A 15020-nucleotide genomic window follows, 5' to 3' on the forward strand; every position below is an offset into this window, starting at 1 on the left:
CGCCCTCATCCGAACATCGCCCGGCGGCTGGACCGCACCCGCCGAGGCAAGAAGAACTTAGCGCGGGGAGCGGTGAACGCCGGGATCGAGAGGCTAATATATTAGAATCTTTGCGCGCCTCGTACGCCCGGTTAGAATGCATCGACGGCACGGACAATGCGTGAGCGAGGCAATCACATGAGCCAGCCTACGCAGCGGATGATCCGGACCAACGGCCTCAACGTCGCCGAGCAGGGTGATGGGCCGCTCGTGCTGCTCTGCCACAGCTTTCCCGAGAGCTGGTACTCCTGGCGCCATCAGCTCGCGGCGCTGGCAGCTAGCGGTTTCCATGCGGTCGCGCCCAAAGCGCATATCGCCGATGGTCCGAGAAGGGCCATTAACGGACTCCTGCCGTGCAGCTGTTCAACAGCTTACTCGATCACCCTCGCCACCATACCCGTCGGAGCCGTCTCCACATCTCCCCAAATCTGCCCATCAATTTGCTCGAGCGCTCGAGGCTCATCAAGCATCGCCCTCTCCACGGTTCCGAGAATCAAAGATTTATCGCGGCATGGCCCTTCGCATCTCAACATATCCTCGCATTGTCGCCATCGTCGCAAATGTGGCCGGGCACGCCCCGGACCGACGGACCGAACCATATTGGAATGCCCTCCCAGACAATCCAGCAGCCGACGGGGCCGGTATTGAATATAAGACAGGGTGTGCCGTGTACTGTGATGCGCGTTCGCCTGGCTGCGAATTTCTCGCGAGCCACGGCGGTCGTTGTAAGCATGGTGATCGCGATCAATCCAGTCGCGAAGAGCTTGATTGTGGTCATTGAGCTTGTCCTTCTAACCCTTGATGCCGCCGAATTCGCCCGCAGCGGATTTCGCGGCCCCCTCAACTATTATCGCAACCTCGATCGCAACTGGAGATGATGGCCGCCTTCGAAGGCGTGAAGGTCACGGTGCCCACACTCTTCATGGCCGGCGACCACCACATGGTCATCGCATTCCCCGGTGCTGCTGAGCATCTCGCCAACACGAAACACTCCGTGCCGCTGCTCCGCGACATCCAGATGCTCCCCGGCTGGGGCCACTGGACCCAGCAGGAGCGGCCGACGGAGGTGAATGCGGCGATGATCGAGTTCCTGCGGAGCCTGCCGATCTAGCGGCAACGGACGCGCACGCCGACAGTCACGAACGTTCAGATTGGCTCGAAAAGCGAGAGCTTGGAGCGGGCGAAGGGAATCGAACCCTCGTATGCAGCTTGGGAAGCTGCCGTTCTACCATTGAACTACGCCCGCTTGATGCGTGGTCCGCGCTCTCCTGATTAGCCGAGACGGCGCCTCGCGCCAAGCGCTTTGGCGCGGTCGCCCTGACACTTCTTAACTTGTTGGCAAGATTCTGGGTGCGCCGGACTGTGGCGGTGTTATGATCCTTGGTGGGCAAGGACGTGCATGAATGGGGCGTGCACATGGTGGGGCGGTCTTACACGATATTCGATACGGCGATCGGCCGCTGCGGCATCGTCTGGAGCGGCGCCGGCATCGTGGCCGTGCAATTGCCGGAGGCGCGGGAGCTCGACACCCGCCGCCGGATTTTCCAGGTCCACCCTGAAGCCCGCGAGCAGCGGCCGTCTGGCAATACCGAGCTTGCGATCGAGGCCATCGCGGCCTTCCTGCATGGCGACGCCGCGGATGTCCCCGACATCAGCCTCGACATGAGCGGCGTGCCCGGCTTCAACCGGCGCGTCTACGACTTCACCCGCGCCATCCCGCGCGGGGCGACGCGCACCTATGGCGAGATCGCCAAGGCGCTGGGCGCCTCCGGCGCCTTGCATTCGGTGGCGCAGGCGATCGGCAAAAATCCATTCATGATCATCGTGCCCTGCCACCGCGTGCTCGAGGTCGGGAACTACGCCGACCGGATCTCGCCTTATGGCGGGGTGATCTCGAAACGCCGCCTGCTCTCGCTCGAGGGCGCCCATCCGGTCGCCAGCAAGACGCTATTCGAGGTGCTGCTGCCCGTTGCCCCGCCACGGGTGCAGACCTAGATAGAGCGGATGGAAGCGACCACGCTGAAGACGACGCCTTCGATGACGGTGTCGCGGTTTCGCTGCGATGCGGGACCGGACGACACGCCGTTTGCCGAATACCGCACCGGCCATTCGCTCGCCTATGTCCGCGAAGGCAGCTTTGGCTGCCACTGCCGGGCCGGCTTCTTCGAGCTGGTAGCAGGCTCGGTGCTGGTCGGCCATCCCGGCGACGAATACACCTGCACGCATGAGCATGTCAGTGGCGACGAGTGCCTGTCGTTCTTCATCGGCGAGGACCTCGTCGAAGCGCTGGGCGGACGGCGCGAGGTCTGGCGGGTCGGCGCCACGCCGCCACTGCCCGAGCTGATGGTGCTGGGCGAGCTGGCCCAGACGGCAGCAGATGGCAACAGCGACCTCGGCATCGACGAGATCGGCCAGATTTTTGCGGGCCGCTTCGTCGAGGTGGTCTCGGGCAAGGCGCGCAAACAGGTTGCGCCGACGGCACGCGACCGCCGCCGCGCGGTGGAGACCGCGCTGTGGATCGACGAGAATTCAGGAGAGGACATCGACCTCGACGACGCCGCGCGGCAGGCGGGCCTCAGTCCCTTCCACTTCCTGCGCCTGTTTTCAAACGTGCTCGGCGTCACCCCGCATCAATATCTGGTGCGCTCGCGGCTGCGGCACGCCGCGCGCCTCCTCAGCGATGATGACATCGCGGTCACCGACATCGCCTATGACGTCGGCTTCGGCGATCTTTCCAACTTCGTCCGCACCTTCCATCGCGCCGCCGGCGTGTCGCCGACCAAGTTCCGCCAGGCCTCGCGCGGGATGCGCAAGATTTTCCAAGAGCAGTTGGCCCTCAACTGACTAGGGTCGTCTCCGACAGCGCCGACACGCGTGCGCTTTTGGAATGGAGACGATCATGTACGACCACATCGGATTGCGCGTTGCCGACCTCGACGCCAGCACGAAATTCTACACCGCTGTGCTTGGCCCGCTCGGCCATGTCCTGTGCTCGAGCGGCGACGGCTATGCCGGCTTCGGACCGAAAGGCGAGCCGGCGCTCTGGCTGCATCTGAACAAGGGACGGAAAGCCGACGGCGCCCACATCGCCTTCCGCGCCAAGGACCACGACGCCGTCAAGAAATTCCACAGCGAAGGCCTGAAATCCGGCGGCCGCGACAATGGCGGCGCCGGCCCGCGCAAGGACTACAGCCCGACATACTACGCAGCGTTTTTGATCGATCCTGACGGCAACAATGTCGAGGCGGTGTGCACGTGAGCTCTTGTCGCTAATTCCGTCATTGCGAGGAGCGAAGCGACGAAGCAATCCAGACTGCCTCCGCGGATACATTCCTGGATTGCTTCGCTACGCTCGCAATGACGGTGCCTGCGGCAGCTACTTTCCCAATCAAGGACACCTCCCATGGCCTCCATCCACAATGACGTTCCTCTCAACGCCCCCGCGCGAAAGGTGTGGGACGCGGTGCGCGATTTCGGCGCCCTGCACGAACGCCTGGTGCCGGGCTTCGTCACCGCCTGCACGCTCGACGGCGATGCGCGCATCGTCACCTTCTCCAACGGCTCGGTGGCACGCGAAACACTGGTCGATTGCGACGAGGCGCGGCAGCGGCTGGTCTATGCGATCAACAATGAGCGGCTGAAGCACTACAGCGCCTCGGTTCAGGTGATCGCCGACGGCGAGGCGAGGTGCCGGCTGGTCTGGATCATCGACATGCTGCCAAACGAGCTCGCACCCTATGTGCAGGGTCAGACGAAGGAGGCCGTGCACGCCATGCACAAAGCATTCCCGGGCTAAAGCGCTATCGCGCTTTAGCTTCTTTTGCGCACGATCTTTTCGGAAAACCGCTGCACACTTTGCGCTAACGCGGCCCTTCGGGTCCGGATCGTGCTTTGGCGGTTCCTCTGTGAGAATTCTCACAGAGCCCTCCCCTCGCCGGCTGTAACCATGGCGCCATGTGTCCGTTTGGCTCCGCGCTCCCCGCGGCGCCACGCGTGCAGGGAGCAAGCCAAAGGAGCAGGCGATGAGAGGTGCTGACAAGGTAATCTGCCAGGCAGCCGCCGTGCTGCTGCTGTTTTCCATCACGAGCACGCCGGCCCGCGCACAGTTCGCAGGTCTCGGCGGCGGTAGCGGAGGCGCCGGCGGTCAGGACATGATGACCCAGATGGCGCCGATGCTGGAGATGATGAAGGCGAAGATGGGCAAGCGCCGCTTCGCCATGCTGATGCAGACCATGGGCCCGATGATGAGCCGCATGATGGAGAACGGCGGCGGTTTTGGCGGCATGATGGGCGGCAGCGGCCTGGGCGGCGGCATGCCGATGGGCAGCTATGGCGGCTACATGCCCCCGAACATGGGCGGCATGGGCATGGGTGGCATGGGCGGCGGCGACATGATGGGCATGCTCGGCGGTTCGGGCGCTGGCGACATGATGGCGATGATCCCGCAATTGATGCGGCTCGCGAATGTCGGCGGTGGCGGCCATCGCCGCCACAGACGTCACTAAAGCGCGATCTTTATCATCGCGCTTTAGCTTTTTGTTTGCGCACGATCTCTTCGGAGAACCGCTGCACACTTCTCCGGATCGTGCGTTAGTCCCCAGCGCCAGACAAGGCGGTACGGATATTCGGCTTGCTCGCGCGCGGTCCCCAGCGCGTCAGCACGACGCTGGAACACGAGAGCGTTCCGAGCACGACCATCGAGCTTGCCGCGAGCCAGAAGAAACTTTGCGCGGTCGCGTCATGCGTCGACAGCCACCAGCCGCAGATTGCGATGTAGATGAGCCGCGCGGTCTGCGCCAGCACCGGTCCCAGCACCTTGGCCGCGCCCTGCGATGAAAAATACATTGCCGTGGCGAGGCCCATGAAGGCGTAGAAGGGCGCGACGGTGGAGAGATATTGATGGCTCGTCGCGCGCACGGTCGCGCTGTCGGTAAAGATATTGACCCAGAGATCGGGGAAGATGGCAACGAGGCTCGCGGGCGTGCCGACGGCGAGAAACGCGGCCACGCCGGCCGTCCAGGCAATGCGGCGCGCGCGTGCGATCTTGCCGGCGCCGATCGCCATGCCGACCATCGGCACCGAGGCGATGCCGAACGCGAACGCGATCGAGATCAGCAAAAATTCGAGCCGCGCGCCGACGCCGTAGCCTGCGAGAATCGCGGTGCCGAATTTCGCCAGCATGTGGGTGAGGATCGACACGGTCAGCACCGATTGCAGCGGCGAGAAGCAGGCGATCGCACCGACTTTCAGGATATCGAAGAACATCGCCCACTGGACCTTCAAGCCGGCCAGCTTGGGCACGACGCGTGCGCGGCCGGAAAACAGATACCAGCTCATCACGCCGATGTTGATCGTGTAGGCGATCAGCGCACCGGCGGCGACGCCGCGCATGCCGAATTGCGGGATCGGCCCAAGCCCGAGACCCAACGTGCCGCCCAAGATGATCTGGCACACCGCCGAATTGAGCATTAGCAGCGACGGCAGTTTCATGTTACCGGTGCCACGCAGCACGCCGGCCAGGGTATTGAGCAGCCAGGCCAGCACCGCGCCGCCGAAAAACACCTGCGTGTAGGCAATCGCCTGCGCCAGCACATTGCCGCGGCCGCCGAGCAATTCGAGCAGATGCGGCCCGAAGATCAGCATGCCCAGCATGAAGACGAGGCCGAAGGTGATGCCGATCAGTAGCGCATGCGCGGCGAGCGTGCCGGCACGCTCGCGGTCGCCCGCACCCAGCGCACGCGCGATCGCGGAAGCCACGGCGCCGCCCATGGCGCCGCCGGACATCGTCATCATCAGGATCACGCAGGGAAACACCAGCGCCATCGCGGCGAGCGATTCCACGCCGAGGCGTCCGATATAGGAGGTCTCCGCGATCACCACACAGGTGCCCGCCGACAGCCCGATCACGTTCGGCCAGGCGAGATTGAGCAGCGTGCGCAGGATCGGCCCGTCGACCAGCGCGCTGCGTGGCGCGCCAGCCTTGGCCGGCCGCGACCGTGGCGGCTTGGGACGCTCCTCCTGATCGACCGGAATCTCGGCAACGCCGACGTCGGACATTTCCTCTCCGATAAAGACTTTTAAAGAGCGCTAGGGCGGTTTGGCCGGAGCGTCTGTCAATATGATCACGTTCACGGTCAATTGACTGATGCAACCCCTGAACGAACGCGATGAACGGCTCGTGTTAGCACGCCACGGGCGGATTCCTCCTGCGTCCGGCGCAATCGTGCCCCTGCGGCAGCGCATTTCAGGGGACAGAATTCGCTAACTGATCGTCCAGACCAGCGGAGGCTTGCCGCCCGCACCAGCCCTCAGGCCGACGCTGATGTGCCGCCCGCATCCCGCAGCGAGGCCATCGAACAGTCCCTCCAACACTTTTGCGCAGGCGCGGTGATAATCGGCGACATCGTCCATCAGCCTCCAGCTTTGCTGGTAGATCTCGAAGCCGCCTTCGGACTGCGCAAGATCGGCCGCATCGTCCTGCGCGGCGAGCAGCGCGTTCAGGAAGGATGCAAATTCCTTCGTGCGGCCGCGGCTCAGCCCCAGCGCCGCCGCTACCTCATCAAAATACTGCATGCCGATCAGCTTGCCCGTGAGGTGTAGCAGATAGCCGGCATCCTCCGGCCCGAACAACTGCACCATCACGGGTGCCGCCGTGCGGACATATTCCATCGCGTAGTTGCGATAGGCCTTTTCCAGCCGCGGCTTTGGCCAGCTCGCGACCGGCAATGCCGGAGCGGCTTTCGCATCGAACGGTGGTGCTTCGAGATGGCGCGCGAACACGAGGCGCTGATCGAGTTCGAGCGGATGGTCGTATTGGTAGTAATAGCCTTCGAGCCCGTCCTGGCCGTCGACGCTCTGCTTCGTGCAGACGAAGCCCAATCTGAGATCGCCGAGCGCGACGCCGTTGTTGGCGTGCCAGCCGCGCAGCATCGCGCGCGATACTTCGCCGGGAATGCCGCAGATCGCGGTGCCCTTCCAGATCCAGCGCGGCGGTGGATAGCGGATCCAGGCCTTGGCGTCGCTCTCGTACATGTATTCGACATGCACGCCGCCGATCCAGTTGGAGAGATAGTGATATTGCGCAGCCGCGACCGCCGGCGGCAGATGACTTAAGCCGAGCTTGTCGAGCCCGGGCAGGAAGCGCTCCTGCTGCTGGCGGCGAAACACGCGGAACACGAATTCAGCAGCGTCCGCCGTGCCGCGCCGCGTCACCACGGTCAGGATGAGGCCGGTGAAATAGGCGTGGTAGAGATCGGCGACCGCGCGCCAGCGTTTCCATTGGGCTTCCTGCGCGGAGTCTGCTGCGGTCACGGTCTCGCTCCCAATCTTGTTTTGGCGGAGTGTGTCATCGCAGGTGGAGCGGTGCAACCAGACACACACTCGCTGTCATCGCCCGGCGAAGACCGGGCGATCCAGTATTCCAGAGACGGCTATGATTGAATCGAGACGCCGCAGCGTACTGGATCCCCGCCTTCGCGGGGATGACGGCGGAGTACGACGCTACACTCGAAAATGCTTCGAGAGCTTCAGGCCCTGCGCCTGGTAGTTCGAGCCGATGCGCTGGCCGTACATGGCGTCGGGGCGTGCCAGCATCTTCTCGTAGACGAGGCGGCCCACGATCTGGCCGTGCTCGAGGATGAAGGGCACTTCGCGCGAGCGCACTTCGAGCACCGCGCGCGCTCCTTGCCCACCGGCGCCGGCATAGCCGAAACCGGGATCGAAGAAGCCGGCATAGTGCACGCGGAATTCGCCGACCAGGGGATCGAACGGCACCATCTCCGCGGCGTAGTCCGGCGGCACCTGCACGGCCTCTTTCGACGCGAGGATGTAGAACTCGCCGGGATCGAGAATGAGGCTGCCGTCGGGACGTGCGGAGATCGGCTCCCAGAAATCCTCGACCGCGTAGCCGGCGCGGCGATCGACATCGACCACGCCGGTGTGGCGCTTGGCGCGATAGCCGACGAAGCCGCCGCCCTTCTCGCCGGAGAGATCGACGGAGACGGCGACGCCGCCGGTGAGATCGGCCTCGTCGATGTCGACGAGACGCTCGGCCGCATGCAGCGCCTCGAGCTCATCGATGTTGAGGATGGCATCGCCGGTGCGGAAGCGCACCTGCGACAGCCGCGAGCCCTCGCTCACCAGCACCGGAAAGGTTTTTGGGCTGATCTCGGCATAGAGCGGACCGTGATAGCCGGCGCCGATCATGTCGAAGCGGCGGGTGCCGTCGGCGATCACGCGGGTGAAGACGTCGAGCCGGCCGGTCGAGCTTTTCGGATTGGCGGCCGCGACGATCTCCGGCGGCAGCGCGAGACTCTCGAGCAGCGGCACGATGTAGACGCAGTTGGTCTCCAGCACCGCGCCGTCGGCGAGGCTGAACTCGTGCAGCTTCAACTCGTCGATGCGTTCGGCGACGGTAGCGCCGGGTCCGGGCAGGAAGCTCGCGCGCACGCGATAGGCGATGTCGCCGAGGCGAAGATCGAGGCTCGCCGGCTGGATCTGGCTCTCGACGAAGTCGTAGGCGGGCAGGATGAGCCCGCCATCCGCCATCGCCGCGATCATGCGGTCGGGCAGGATACCATTGGCGTCGGCGGCGACCGTGAACGTCAACCGGTGGTCCTCATCTCGGGTCAAACGCATCCAAAAATGCGGAAAAACGAACCTTTTACCGCTATCCGATGGATGCCTTGACGAAAAGGGCATGGCGGAATATGAGCATGACTTATCCCGTGGTGATTTGAGCCGGCCGGCTTGCAGCCACGTTAAATAAATCGCTAAACAGGCCGGGGACCTCTGTGATCCCGGCCAGTGGAGATATCCAGGCCGGTTTTTTTGTGACCATTTCAGGTGGTCACGTTGGAGGTCCTATGTCGAAGTCCCCGGCGTCCGCCGCGCAATATCGTCCCGAAACCCGGCTGGTCCATTCCGGCACCCTGCGCTCGCAATATGGCGAGACGTCCGAGGCGCTGTTCCTCACCCAGGGTTACGTCTACGCGAGCGCCGAAGAATGCGAGGCGCGGTTCAAGGGCGAGGATCCCGGCTTCATCTATTCGCGCTACTCCAATCCGACCATTGCGATGTTCGAGCAGCGCATGATCGAGCTCGAGGGCGCGGAGGCAGCCCGCTCGGCGGCGACCGGCATGGCGGCGGTGACGACCGCGATCCTGGCGCCCTTGAAGACTGGTGATCACGTCGTGGCCTCGCGCGCGCTGTTCGGCTCGTGCCTCTACGTGGTGCAGGATCTGTTGCCGCGCTACGGCATCGAGACCACGCTGGTCGACGGCCTCGATCTCGACCAGTGGCAGCGCGCGGTCAAGCCCAACACCAAGACGTTCTTCCTGGAGAGCCCGACCAATCCGACGCTCGACGTGCTCGACATTCCCGCCATCGCCGAGATCGCCCACAAGGGCGGCGCGCGGCTCGTCGTCGACAACGTGTTCGCGACGCCGATCTGGCAGAGCCCGCTCGCGCTCGGTGCCGACGTCGTGGTCTATTCCGCGACCAAGCATATCGACGGCCAGGGCCGCTGCCTCGGCGGCATCATCCTGTCCTCGGAAGCCTTCATCGCCGAGCACATCCACAATTTCATGCGCCAGACCGGCCCGTCGATCTCGCCGTTCAACGCCTGGGTCCTGCTCAAGGGGCTGGAGACGCTCGGCGTGCGCGTGCGTGCCCAGACCGACACCGCGGCCCGCGTTGCCGAGGTGCTCGCGAGCCATCCCAAAATCTCGCGGCTGATTTATCCCGGCCGCGCCGATCATCCACAGGCCGCGCTGGTGAAGAAGCAGATGCGCGGCGGCTCGACGCTGATCGGCTTCGAGGTCAAGGGCGGCAAGCAGGCCGCATTCCGCGTGCTCAATGCGCTGAGGCTCGCCAGGATTTCCAACAATCTCGGCGACGCCAAGAGCCTGGTGACACATCCGGCCACCACGACGCATCAACGCCTGAAGCCGGAAGACCGCGCCGCACTCGGCATCAGCGAAGGTTTTATCCGCTTCTCCGCGGGGCTCGAGCATGCCGATGATCTGATCGAGGATCTCACCGCGGCGCTGGAGAAGGCGTGAGGCTGCGTTGAATCGTAGGGTGGGCTCGCGAAGCGTAACCCACCCCTTGCTTCAGCGAGGGTAGACCGTGGTGGGTTACGCCTTCGGCTAACCCACCCTACGGCAGCGGAGTTACATCGGCCGGTAGGTCCGCACGTCCGCGGGCACGTTGACCCCGAGCTTGATCTGGCCGACCGAGCGGATGATGTCGTCGCCGAGAAGCTGCGCGAAGCAGGCGTAGCCCCAATCATTCATGTGCAGGCCGTCGGAGATCACGAAACTCTCGACCGGAATGGCCTGCTTTTCGTGCCAGTCGCGCATCACCTCGAAGCGCGGGAAGATGCCGACATGGCGGAGCTCGGCGACGTGGCCGAGCAGCTTCACCATCTTGCTCGCGCTTTCGGGGCGCTCGGTGACGCGCGGCGAATATTGCGGGTCGACCAGCACGATGTCGGCATCGCCGACCGCCTGGATGCGCGTGATGCCCTCCTCGACGAGCTTGGCGGTGTCGGTGGGATCGAGGTTCCGCAGCACCGCGTTGGTCCCGACCTGCCAGATCACGAGATCCGGATGCACGTCGATCACCTCCTTCTGGAGGCGCTTCATCATCTCGGGCGCGTCCTCGCCGCCGACACCTGCGTTGACGACGGTGATGTCGGCGGTCGGGTATTGCCGGCGAAGCTGGCCGGCGAGGCGGTTCGGATAGTTGAAATCGGGCGAGCTCGCACCGAAGCCCGCCGTCGACGACGATCCGAACGCGACGATCACGACCGGCTTGCCCGCGACCAGCTTGCTCGCGACATGCGGCAGCGAACCCATCGGTTTCGCGCCGCCCTTGGGCGGCAGGCACGGCACGCGGCTGAAGATGTCGCCGGCCGATTTGGCGACCTGCTTGACCTTGTCGATGGCCCGCGCGGTGAGGCCGCGCTGGTCGGGAGATTCTTGCTGGCTGGTCGCGGCGGGCATGGTCTGCGGCGCTGGCGCCGGGTTAGCGGCCCGCGGCGCCGTCGGCGCGACAGCCACGGCCTGCGCGCGGGCAGGCGACAGTGACACCGGCATCAGCAGCGCGGCCGCCATGGGCGCAGCCAGCCATGCCGTCAGGCCAAAAGGGCGGAAAGAACTCATTTACGCTAAACCTCAATTTTGCTGCTGGGCCGGACCGAGATGGGCGGCATCGACGACGAACTGCGCCAGCGCCCGGCCAAGGCAATCATGGACCTGTTTCGCCAACTCGGGTCCGCGTGACGGATTGAACAGGTCGAACTGACCCTGATCATTCCATTGACGCATGATCGCGAAACGGTCGAACAGCGGGATTTCATGCTCCTGCGCCACCACGCGCATATTATCGAGATAGGGCGGTACCGAGATCATGGTTTCGGTCCGCGGGCTATACTGCAAGTTCATCAATATAACGTCGGCCCCCGCATTTTGCAGCGCAGTAACACCATCAGTGACGGCACCGCGGAACTCATCGGGATCGATAGATCGGATAGCATCCACGGTCCCGGTCTGCCAGATGACCAAAGTAGGCCTTTTCGCTTCCATGAGCTTAACGAAGCCGGCTGCGGCTTCTTCAGCCGTCTTTTTGCTCTGTAGTTCTACGGATACGTGCACGGGCTCCGACGGTAATTTCTCCTTCAGGATGGCCTGGAGGCGGGCCGGATAGGAGCTGTCCTCCGACGACGGGATGGTGGTCGAACGGCTGCCGATGACCAGGATTTCCAGCGGTTTTGCGTCCTTGATGGTGTCAGCGACCTTGTGCAGCTGACTCTCGGTGGCGAGCAGATAGGACGGCACCTCGCAGGCCGCAGGCCCTGTGGGAGCTTGAGGCGCAGCATTATCCTCCGCGCGCGCAGAAGGCGCAGCGAAAGCACTGCACAGCAGGACCAGGCTCAGGAGAACCTTCGCCTTCATCAGCCCCCTCCCGCCAGATCGGCGTTGCCGACGGCGTTTTTGGTTTTCGAACCGCTTTTGTCAGCCACCTGCTTGTACCACGAAATCACCCAGGCCATGGCCCACATGATCAGGATTCCGCAGAGACTAATCAGCGCATGCATGCCCGGGCCGCCGGACACCTCGGCCAGGATGAAATGGCCGGCAAAGGCCAGGAACACGCCGAGGCAGAAGATCTCCAGCGAATGCTGGCCGCAGAGGATCAGCGGCCTCAGGAGGGGCGATTTCAAGCCCGGCCAGTCCCGTGGCAGGAAGCGAACGGTGAGCGCGGCCAGCGCCAGGAAATGCGTGAAGCGCAGCACGTCCAGATCGGTCTTGTCGATCGGATACATCCATTGCTCGATCCGTTTCGGCATGAAGTGGGAGAGCTGCGGCACGTACCAGGTCAGCGTCACGTAGAACGCCGCGGCCAGATAAGCGATCGAGATCCACATCGTCACGGGTGATGCCAGGATCCGCGACATGCGCCTTGCCCCTCCGAGCGCGCACCAGGCGCCGAACACGAACAACAATTGCCAGGCGAGCGGGTTGAAGGCCCAGAAGCCGTTCGGGTAAGCCGAAAAATAGAGATCGAACTGCCAGGTCACCGCGTAGAGCGCGACCGACAGGCCGAGCGTGAGATCCGGCTTCCATTTCATCAGCCAGAGGATCAGCGGCAGCGCCAGCATCAACACGATATAGAGCGGCAGCACGTCCATGTTGACGGGCCGGAAGCGCAAGAGCAGCGCCTGCACGATGGTGACGTCGGGCTGCTTGAGGAAATCCATGATGCCCATCTCTTCCGTGTAGAGCGGGTTCTCGAAGCTGGTCGCGACGTAGGAGATTTCCGCGAGGAAGATCGTGAACAGGAAGACGTGGGCGACGTAGATCTGCCAGACCCGGCGCAGGATGCGCGCGGTGGCGATGACGACGCCGGAGTCCAGCATCGCGCGGCCGTAGACGAAGGCTGCGGTGTAGCCGGAGATGAAGATGAAGATCTCGGTGGCGTCGCTGAAGCCGTAGTTGCGGATGGTGAACCAGGTCAAAAGGTTCGGCGGCAGGTGGTCGATGAAGATCAGCCACAACGCCAACCCGCGGAACAGGTCGAGGCGAAGCTCACGCTCGCCGATGACGGGCAGCGTGATGGCGGGCGCCGCCGCGCGCGGCTTTGCCTCCAAGGCCTTAGCCTCCACGGGCTTAGCATCCGAGGACTTAGCATCCGAGGACTTGGCATCCAAGGACTTGGCATCCGCGGTTCCGGCGATCGGCAATCCCGTCACTTGGTCGGCAATGGTCATCGGGGCCAAAACCCTTGCGCAAATCGCGGCGTTTGAGGAGTGTACCGGGCGGCTGGCCTGCTCGCAAAGCGACCGGATCACATTGGAGTGTAACTACGGTACCAATTCGGGCGGCACGATGTCGCTGACGCTGCGGGCCACGATTGGTTCCCGGCAAGGTTTTCGTTATGATGGCAACCATGTACCGTGCCGTGACCCGCCAGATCGAAGTGACCGTCGAGCCGAACTTTGTCCCGGAGCAGTCGTCAGCCGAGCGCTCGCGCTACTTCTGGGCCTATACCATCGTGATCACCAATTCCGGCGACGAAACCGTGCAGCTGAAGACGCGGCACTGGATCATCACCGACGCGACGGGGCGGCAGCAGGAGGTCAAGGGCGAAGGCGTGATCGGCGAGCAGCCGATCCTCGCGCCCGGCGAGCGCTACGAATACACCTCCGGCGTCCCGCTCTCGACCGCCTCGGGCTTCATGACCGGCCGCTACCAGATGGTCAACGAAAGCGGCGAGCGCTTCGAGATCGATGTGCCAACGTTCTCGCTGGACAGCCCGGACGGCGGCAAGCGGGTGTTGAATTGACGCACGGTGCGCTGCCGTAGGGTGGGTTAGCCGAAGGCGTAACCCACCTCTTTGGTTTCCACGCGGATAGATTTTGGTGGGTTACGCTTCGCTAACCCACCCTACGATTTCCGAGTGTTTGGCTACGCGTTTTCCACGCCCGCCTCGTGCGGCGTGAATTGATACACCGAGCTGCAGAACTCGCAGGTCACGACGACCTTGTCGTCCTTGACCATCGCGGCGCGGTCGTCCGGCGTGAAGCTTTTCAGCATCGCCGCCACTGCGTCGCGCGAGCAGGAGCATTCCGCTTTCAGATTTTGCGGATTGAACACGCGCACGCCGCGCTCGTGGAAGAGGCGGTACAGCAGCCGCTCACCGGAGAGATCGGGATCGATCAGCTCGACGTCCTCGACCGTGCCGATCAGCGAGCGCGCTTCGACCCAGGCATCGTCCTCGGCGACCGTATGCGGCGTGGTGCCTTCGGGCGCGTCGCCGGGATGCAGGTCGGCCTGGCGCGCGCGCTCCGGCGCCTTCGGCAGGAACTGCATCAAGAGGCCGCCGGCGCGCCAGCGGTGCTTGCCACCGTCGCTCGAGCGCCATTCCTCGCCGACGGCGAGACGAACCTGGGTCGGGATCTGCTCGGAGCGCAGGAAGTACTCATGAGCGGCGTCTTCCAGGCTGCCGCCGTCGAGTGCAACGAGGCCCTGGTAGCGGCTCATGTCCGAGCCCTGGTCGATGGTCATGGCGAGATGGCCGCGGCCGAGCAGCGTGCCGGAGTCCTTGGTCTCGCCCAGGCGCGAGGCGTCGTAGCGAGCATAGGCGCGCAGGCGGTCGGGCGCCTTGAGGTCGACCACCAGGAACGACACCGGGCCGTCGGTCTGGGCCTGGAGGATGAAGCGGCCCTCGAATTTCAGCGCCGAGCCGAGCAGCGTCGTCAGCACGATGGCCTCGCCGAGCAGCTTGCCGACCGGCGCGGGGTAATCGTGCTTGGTGAGGATATCGTCGAGCGCTGGCCCGAGCCGGGTCAAGCGCCCGCGCACGTCGAGCGCATCGACCTCGAAGGGCAGCACGGCATCGTCGACGGGAACGGAAGACGGCGCACGAACCGGGCTTTCAGGCCCGGCTTTGATGTCAGGGGATTGGGAGACCATGGC

The 15020-nt window shown here is 64.1% G+C and carries 16 protein-coding genes, 1 tRNA gene, 1 pseudogene and 1 riboswitch; of the genes and pseudogenes, 10 read left to right on the forward strand and 8 right to left on the reverse strand.

The window, feature by feature from the left end:
* Nucleotides 1–177 precede the first annotated feature (177 nt).
* The 3 genes and pseudogenes from QQL28_RS11840 to QQL28_RS11850 form a co-directional block, all read left to right on the forward strand.
* Nucleotides 178–342: pseudogene (locus QQL28_RS11840) on the forward strand (alpha/beta fold hydrolase); the annotation flags it as partial.
* A 374-nt stretch (nucleotides 343–716) separates the two neighbouring features.
* Nucleotides 717–917, forward strand: coding sequence for a hypothetical protein (locus QQL28_RS11845; RefSeq protein ID WP_284265103.1), 201 nt, complete (start codon nucleotides 717–719; stop codon nucleotides 915–917).
* Complete coding sequence (locus QQL28_RS11850; RefSeq protein WP_284265106.1) at nucleotides 914–1150, forward strand: alpha/beta fold hydrolase; 237 nt, start codon at nucleotides 914–916, stop codon at nucleotides 1148–1150. The genes QQL28_RS11845 and QQL28_RS11850 overlap by 4 nt, the downstream gene beginning before the upstream one ends.
* Nucleotides 1151–1211: 61 nt before the next feature.
* Here the strand turns inward: QQL28_RS11850 and QQL28_RS11855 are convergent.
* Nucleotides 1212–1285, reverse strand: a tRNA-Gly gene (locus QQL28_RS11855).
* Nucleotides 1286–1455: 170 nt separating this feature from the next.
* On the opposite strand from QQL28_RS11855, the gene QQL28_RS11860 reads away from it, so the two are divergent.
* The 5 genes from QQL28_RS11860 (at nucleotide 1456) to QQL28_RS11880 (ending at nucleotide 4544) form a co-directional block, all read left to right on the forward strand.
* Nucleotides 1456–2034 carry a methylated-DNA--[protein]-cysteine S-methyltransferase gene (locus QQL28_RS11860; protein WP_284265587.1) on the forward strand — a complete coding sequence of 193 codons (579 nt, stop codon included), beginning with the start codon at nucleotides 1456–1458 and terminating at the stop codon, nucleotides 2032–2034.
* Nucleotides 2035–2043: 9 nt separating this feature from the next.
* Entirely contained in the window at nucleotides 2044–2883 is an 840-nt protein-coding gene (locus QQL28_RS11865; protein ID WP_284265108.1) for a helix-turn-helix transcriptional regulator, read from the forward strand.
* Between the two features lie 55 nt (nucleotides 2884–2938).
* Complete coding sequence (locus tag QQL28_RS11870) at nucleotides 2939–3298, forward strand: VOC family protein (RefSeq protein WP_284265110.1); 360 nt, start codon at nucleotides 2939–2941, stop codon at nucleotides 3296–3298.
* A gap of 144 nt (nucleotides 3299–3442) precedes the next feature.
* Nucleotides 3443–3835, forward strand: coding sequence for an SRPBCC family protein (locus QQL28_RS11875; protein WP_284265112.1), 393 nt, complete (start codon nucleotides 3443–3445; stop codon nucleotides 3833–3835).
* Between the two features lie 226 nt (nucleotides 3836–4061).
* Complete coding sequence (locus tag QQL28_RS11880; protein WP_284265114.1) at nucleotides 4062–4544, forward strand: hypothetical protein; 483 nt, start codon at nucleotides 4062–4064, stop codon at nucleotides 4542–4544.
* Between the two features lie 85 nt (nucleotides 4545–4629).
* Here QQL28_RS11880 and QQL28_RS11885 read toward each other — a convergent pair whose 3' ends face one another.
* The 3 genes from QQL28_RS11885 to QQL28_RS11895 all read right to left on the reverse strand — a co-directional run bounded on the left by QQL28_RS11885 (nucleotide 4630) and on the right by QQL28_RS11895 (nucleotide 8676).
* Entirely contained in the window at nucleotides 4630–6096 is a 1467-nt protein-coding gene (locus QQL28_RS11885) for an MATE family efflux transporter (RefSeq protein ID WP_284265116.1), read from the reverse strand.
* A gap of 204 nt (nucleotides 6097–6300) precedes the next feature.
* Complete coding sequence (locus QQL28_RS11890; protein ID WP_284265117.1) at nucleotides 6301–7350, reverse strand: hypothetical protein; 1050 nt, start codon at nucleotides 7348–7350, stop codon at nucleotides 6301–6303.
* A gap of 189 nt (nucleotides 7351–7539) precedes the next feature.
* Nucleotides 7540–8676 (reverse strand): 2'-deoxycytidine 5'-triphosphate deaminase, encoded by a 1137-nt coding sequence (locus QQL28_RS11895; RefSeq protein ID WP_431309594.1) that lies wholly within the window; start codon nucleotides 8674–8676, stop codon nucleotides 7540–7542.
* 79 nt (nucleotides 8677–8755) lie between these two features.
* Nucleotides 8756–8835, forward strand: a riboswitch (SAM riboswitch).
* A gap of 68 nt (nucleotides 8836–8903) precedes the next feature.
* Between QQL28_RS11895 and QQL28_RS11900 the strand changes: the two genes are divergently transcribed.
* Entirely contained in the window at nucleotides 8904–10100 is a 1197-nt protein-coding gene (locus QQL28_RS11900) for an O-succinylhomoserine sulfhydrylase (RefSeq protein ID WP_284265121.1), read from the forward strand.
* A 111-nt stretch (nucleotides 10101–10211) separates the two neighbouring features.
* Here the strand turns inward: QQL28_RS11900 and QQL28_RS11905 are convergent, their stop codons facing one another.
* Genes QQL28_RS11905 through QQL28_RS11915 form a run of 3 tightly spaced genes read right to left on the reverse strand, consistent with a single transcriptional unit; the run spans nucleotide 10212 to nucleotide 13312 of the window.
* A complete protein-coding gene (locus QQL28_RS11905; RefSeq protein WP_284265127.1) occupies nucleotides 10212–11204 on the reverse strand; it encodes an SGNH/GDSL hydrolase family protein in 993 nt (330 codons plus the stop codon).
* 12 nt (nucleotides 11205–11216) lie between these two features.
* On the reverse strand, nucleotides 11217–11996 hold the full coding sequence (locus tag QQL28_RS11910) for an SGNH/GDSL hydrolase family protein (RefSeq protein ID WP_284265129.1): 780 nt from the start codon (nucleotides 11994–11996) through the stop codon (nucleotides 11217–11219).
* On the reverse strand, nucleotides 11996–13312 hold the full coding sequence (locus tag QQL28_RS11915; RefSeq protein ID WP_284265131.1) for an OpgC domain-containing protein: 1317 nt from the start codon (nucleotides 13310–13312) through the stop codon (nucleotides 11996–11998). Before QQL28_RS11915 ends, QQL28_RS11910 begins: the two co-directional genes overlap by 1 nt.
* Nucleotides 13313–13491: 179 nt before the next feature.
* On the opposite strand from QQL28_RS11915, the gene apaG reads away from it, so the two are divergent.
* On the forward strand, nucleotides 13492–13887 hold the full coding sequence (apaG, locus tag QQL28_RS11920; RefSeq protein WP_284265133.1) for a Co2+/Mg2+ efflux protein ApaG: 396 nt from the start codon (nucleotides 13492–13494) through the stop codon (nucleotides 13885–13887).
* A 122-nt stretch (nucleotides 13888–14009) separates the two neighbouring features.
* On the opposite strand, the gene QQL28_RS11925 is transcribed toward apaG, so the two are convergent.
* Nucleotides 14010–15017 carry an Hsp33 family molecular chaperone gene (locus QQL28_RS11925; RefSeq protein ID WP_284265135.1) on the reverse strand — a complete coding sequence of 336 codons (1008 nt, stop codon included), beginning with the start codon at nucleotides 15015–15017 and terminating at the stop codon, nucleotides 14010–14012.
* Between the last annotated feature and the right edge of the window lie 3 nt (nucleotides 15018–15020).

The sequence above is a fragment of the Bradyrhizobium iriomotense genome (genome assembly GCF_030160715.1).
Lineage (GTDB): Bacteria > Pseudomonadota > Alphaproteobacteria > Rhizobiales > Xanthobacteraceae > Bradyrhizobium > Bradyrhizobium iriomotense.

Bases quoted from the DNA above. Each gene is read 5' to 3' on its own strand.
- QQL28_RS11865 (WP_284265108.1), top strand. From the start codon at position 2,044: ATGGAAGCGACCACGCTGAAGACGACGCCTTCGATGACGGTGTCGCGG.
- QQL28_RS11875 (WP_284265112.1), top strand. From the start codon at position 3,443: ATGGCCTCCATCCACAATGACGTTCCTCTCAACGCCCCCGCGCGAAAG.
- QQL28_RS11910 (WP_284265129.1), bottom strand. From the start codon at position 11,996: ATGAAGGCGAAGGTTCTCCTGAGCCTGGTCCTGCTGTGCAGTGCTTTC.
- QQL28_RS11870 (WP_284265110.1), top strand. From the start codon at position 2,939: ATGTACGACCACATCGGATTGCGCGTTGCCGACCTCGACGCCAGCACG.
- QQL28_RS11850 (WP_284265106.1), top strand. From the start codon at position 914: ATGATGGCCGCCTTCGAAGGCGTGAAGGTCACGGTGCCCACACTCTTC.
- QQL28_RS11905 (WP_284265127.1), bottom strand. From the start codon at position 11,204: ATGAGTTCTTTCCGCCCTTTTGGCCTGACGGCATGGCTGGCTGCGCCC.
- QQL28_RS11895 (WP_431309594.1), bottom strand. From the start codon at position 8,676: ATGCGTTTGACCCGAGATGAGGACCACCGGTTGACGTTCACGGTCGCC.
- QQL28_RS11915 (WP_284265131.1), bottom strand. From the start codon at position 13,312: ATGACCATTGCCGACCAAGTGACGGGATTGCCGATCGCCGGAACCGCG.
- QQL28_RS11900 (WP_284265121.1), top strand. From the start codon at position 8,904: ATGTCGAAGTCCCCGGCGTCCGCCGCGCAATATCGTCCCGAAACCCGG.
- QQL28_RS11880 (WP_284265114.1), top strand. From the start codon at position 4,062: ATGAGAGGTGCTGACAAGGTAATCTGCCAGGCAGCCGCCGTGCTGCTG.
- apaG (WP_284265133.1), top strand. From the start codon at position 13,492: ATGTACCGTGCCGTGACCCGCCAGATCGAAGTGACCGTCGAGCCGAAC.
- QQL28_RS11845 (WP_284265103.1), top strand. From the start codon at position 717: ATGCGCGTTCGCCTGGCTGCGAATTTCTCGCGAGCCACGGCGGTCGTT.
- QQL28_RS11925 (WP_284265135.1), bottom strand. From the start codon at position 15,017: ATGGTCTCCCAATCCCCTGACATCAAAGCCGGGCCTGAAAGCCCGGTT.
- QQL28_RS11885 (WP_284265116.1), bottom strand. From the start codon at position 6,096: ATGTCCGACGTCGGCGTTGCCGAGATTCCGGTCGATCAGGAGGAGCGT.
- QQL28_RS11860 (WP_284265587.1), top strand. From the start codon at position 1,456: ATGGTGGGGCGGTCTTACACGATATTCGATACGGCGATCGGCCGCTGC.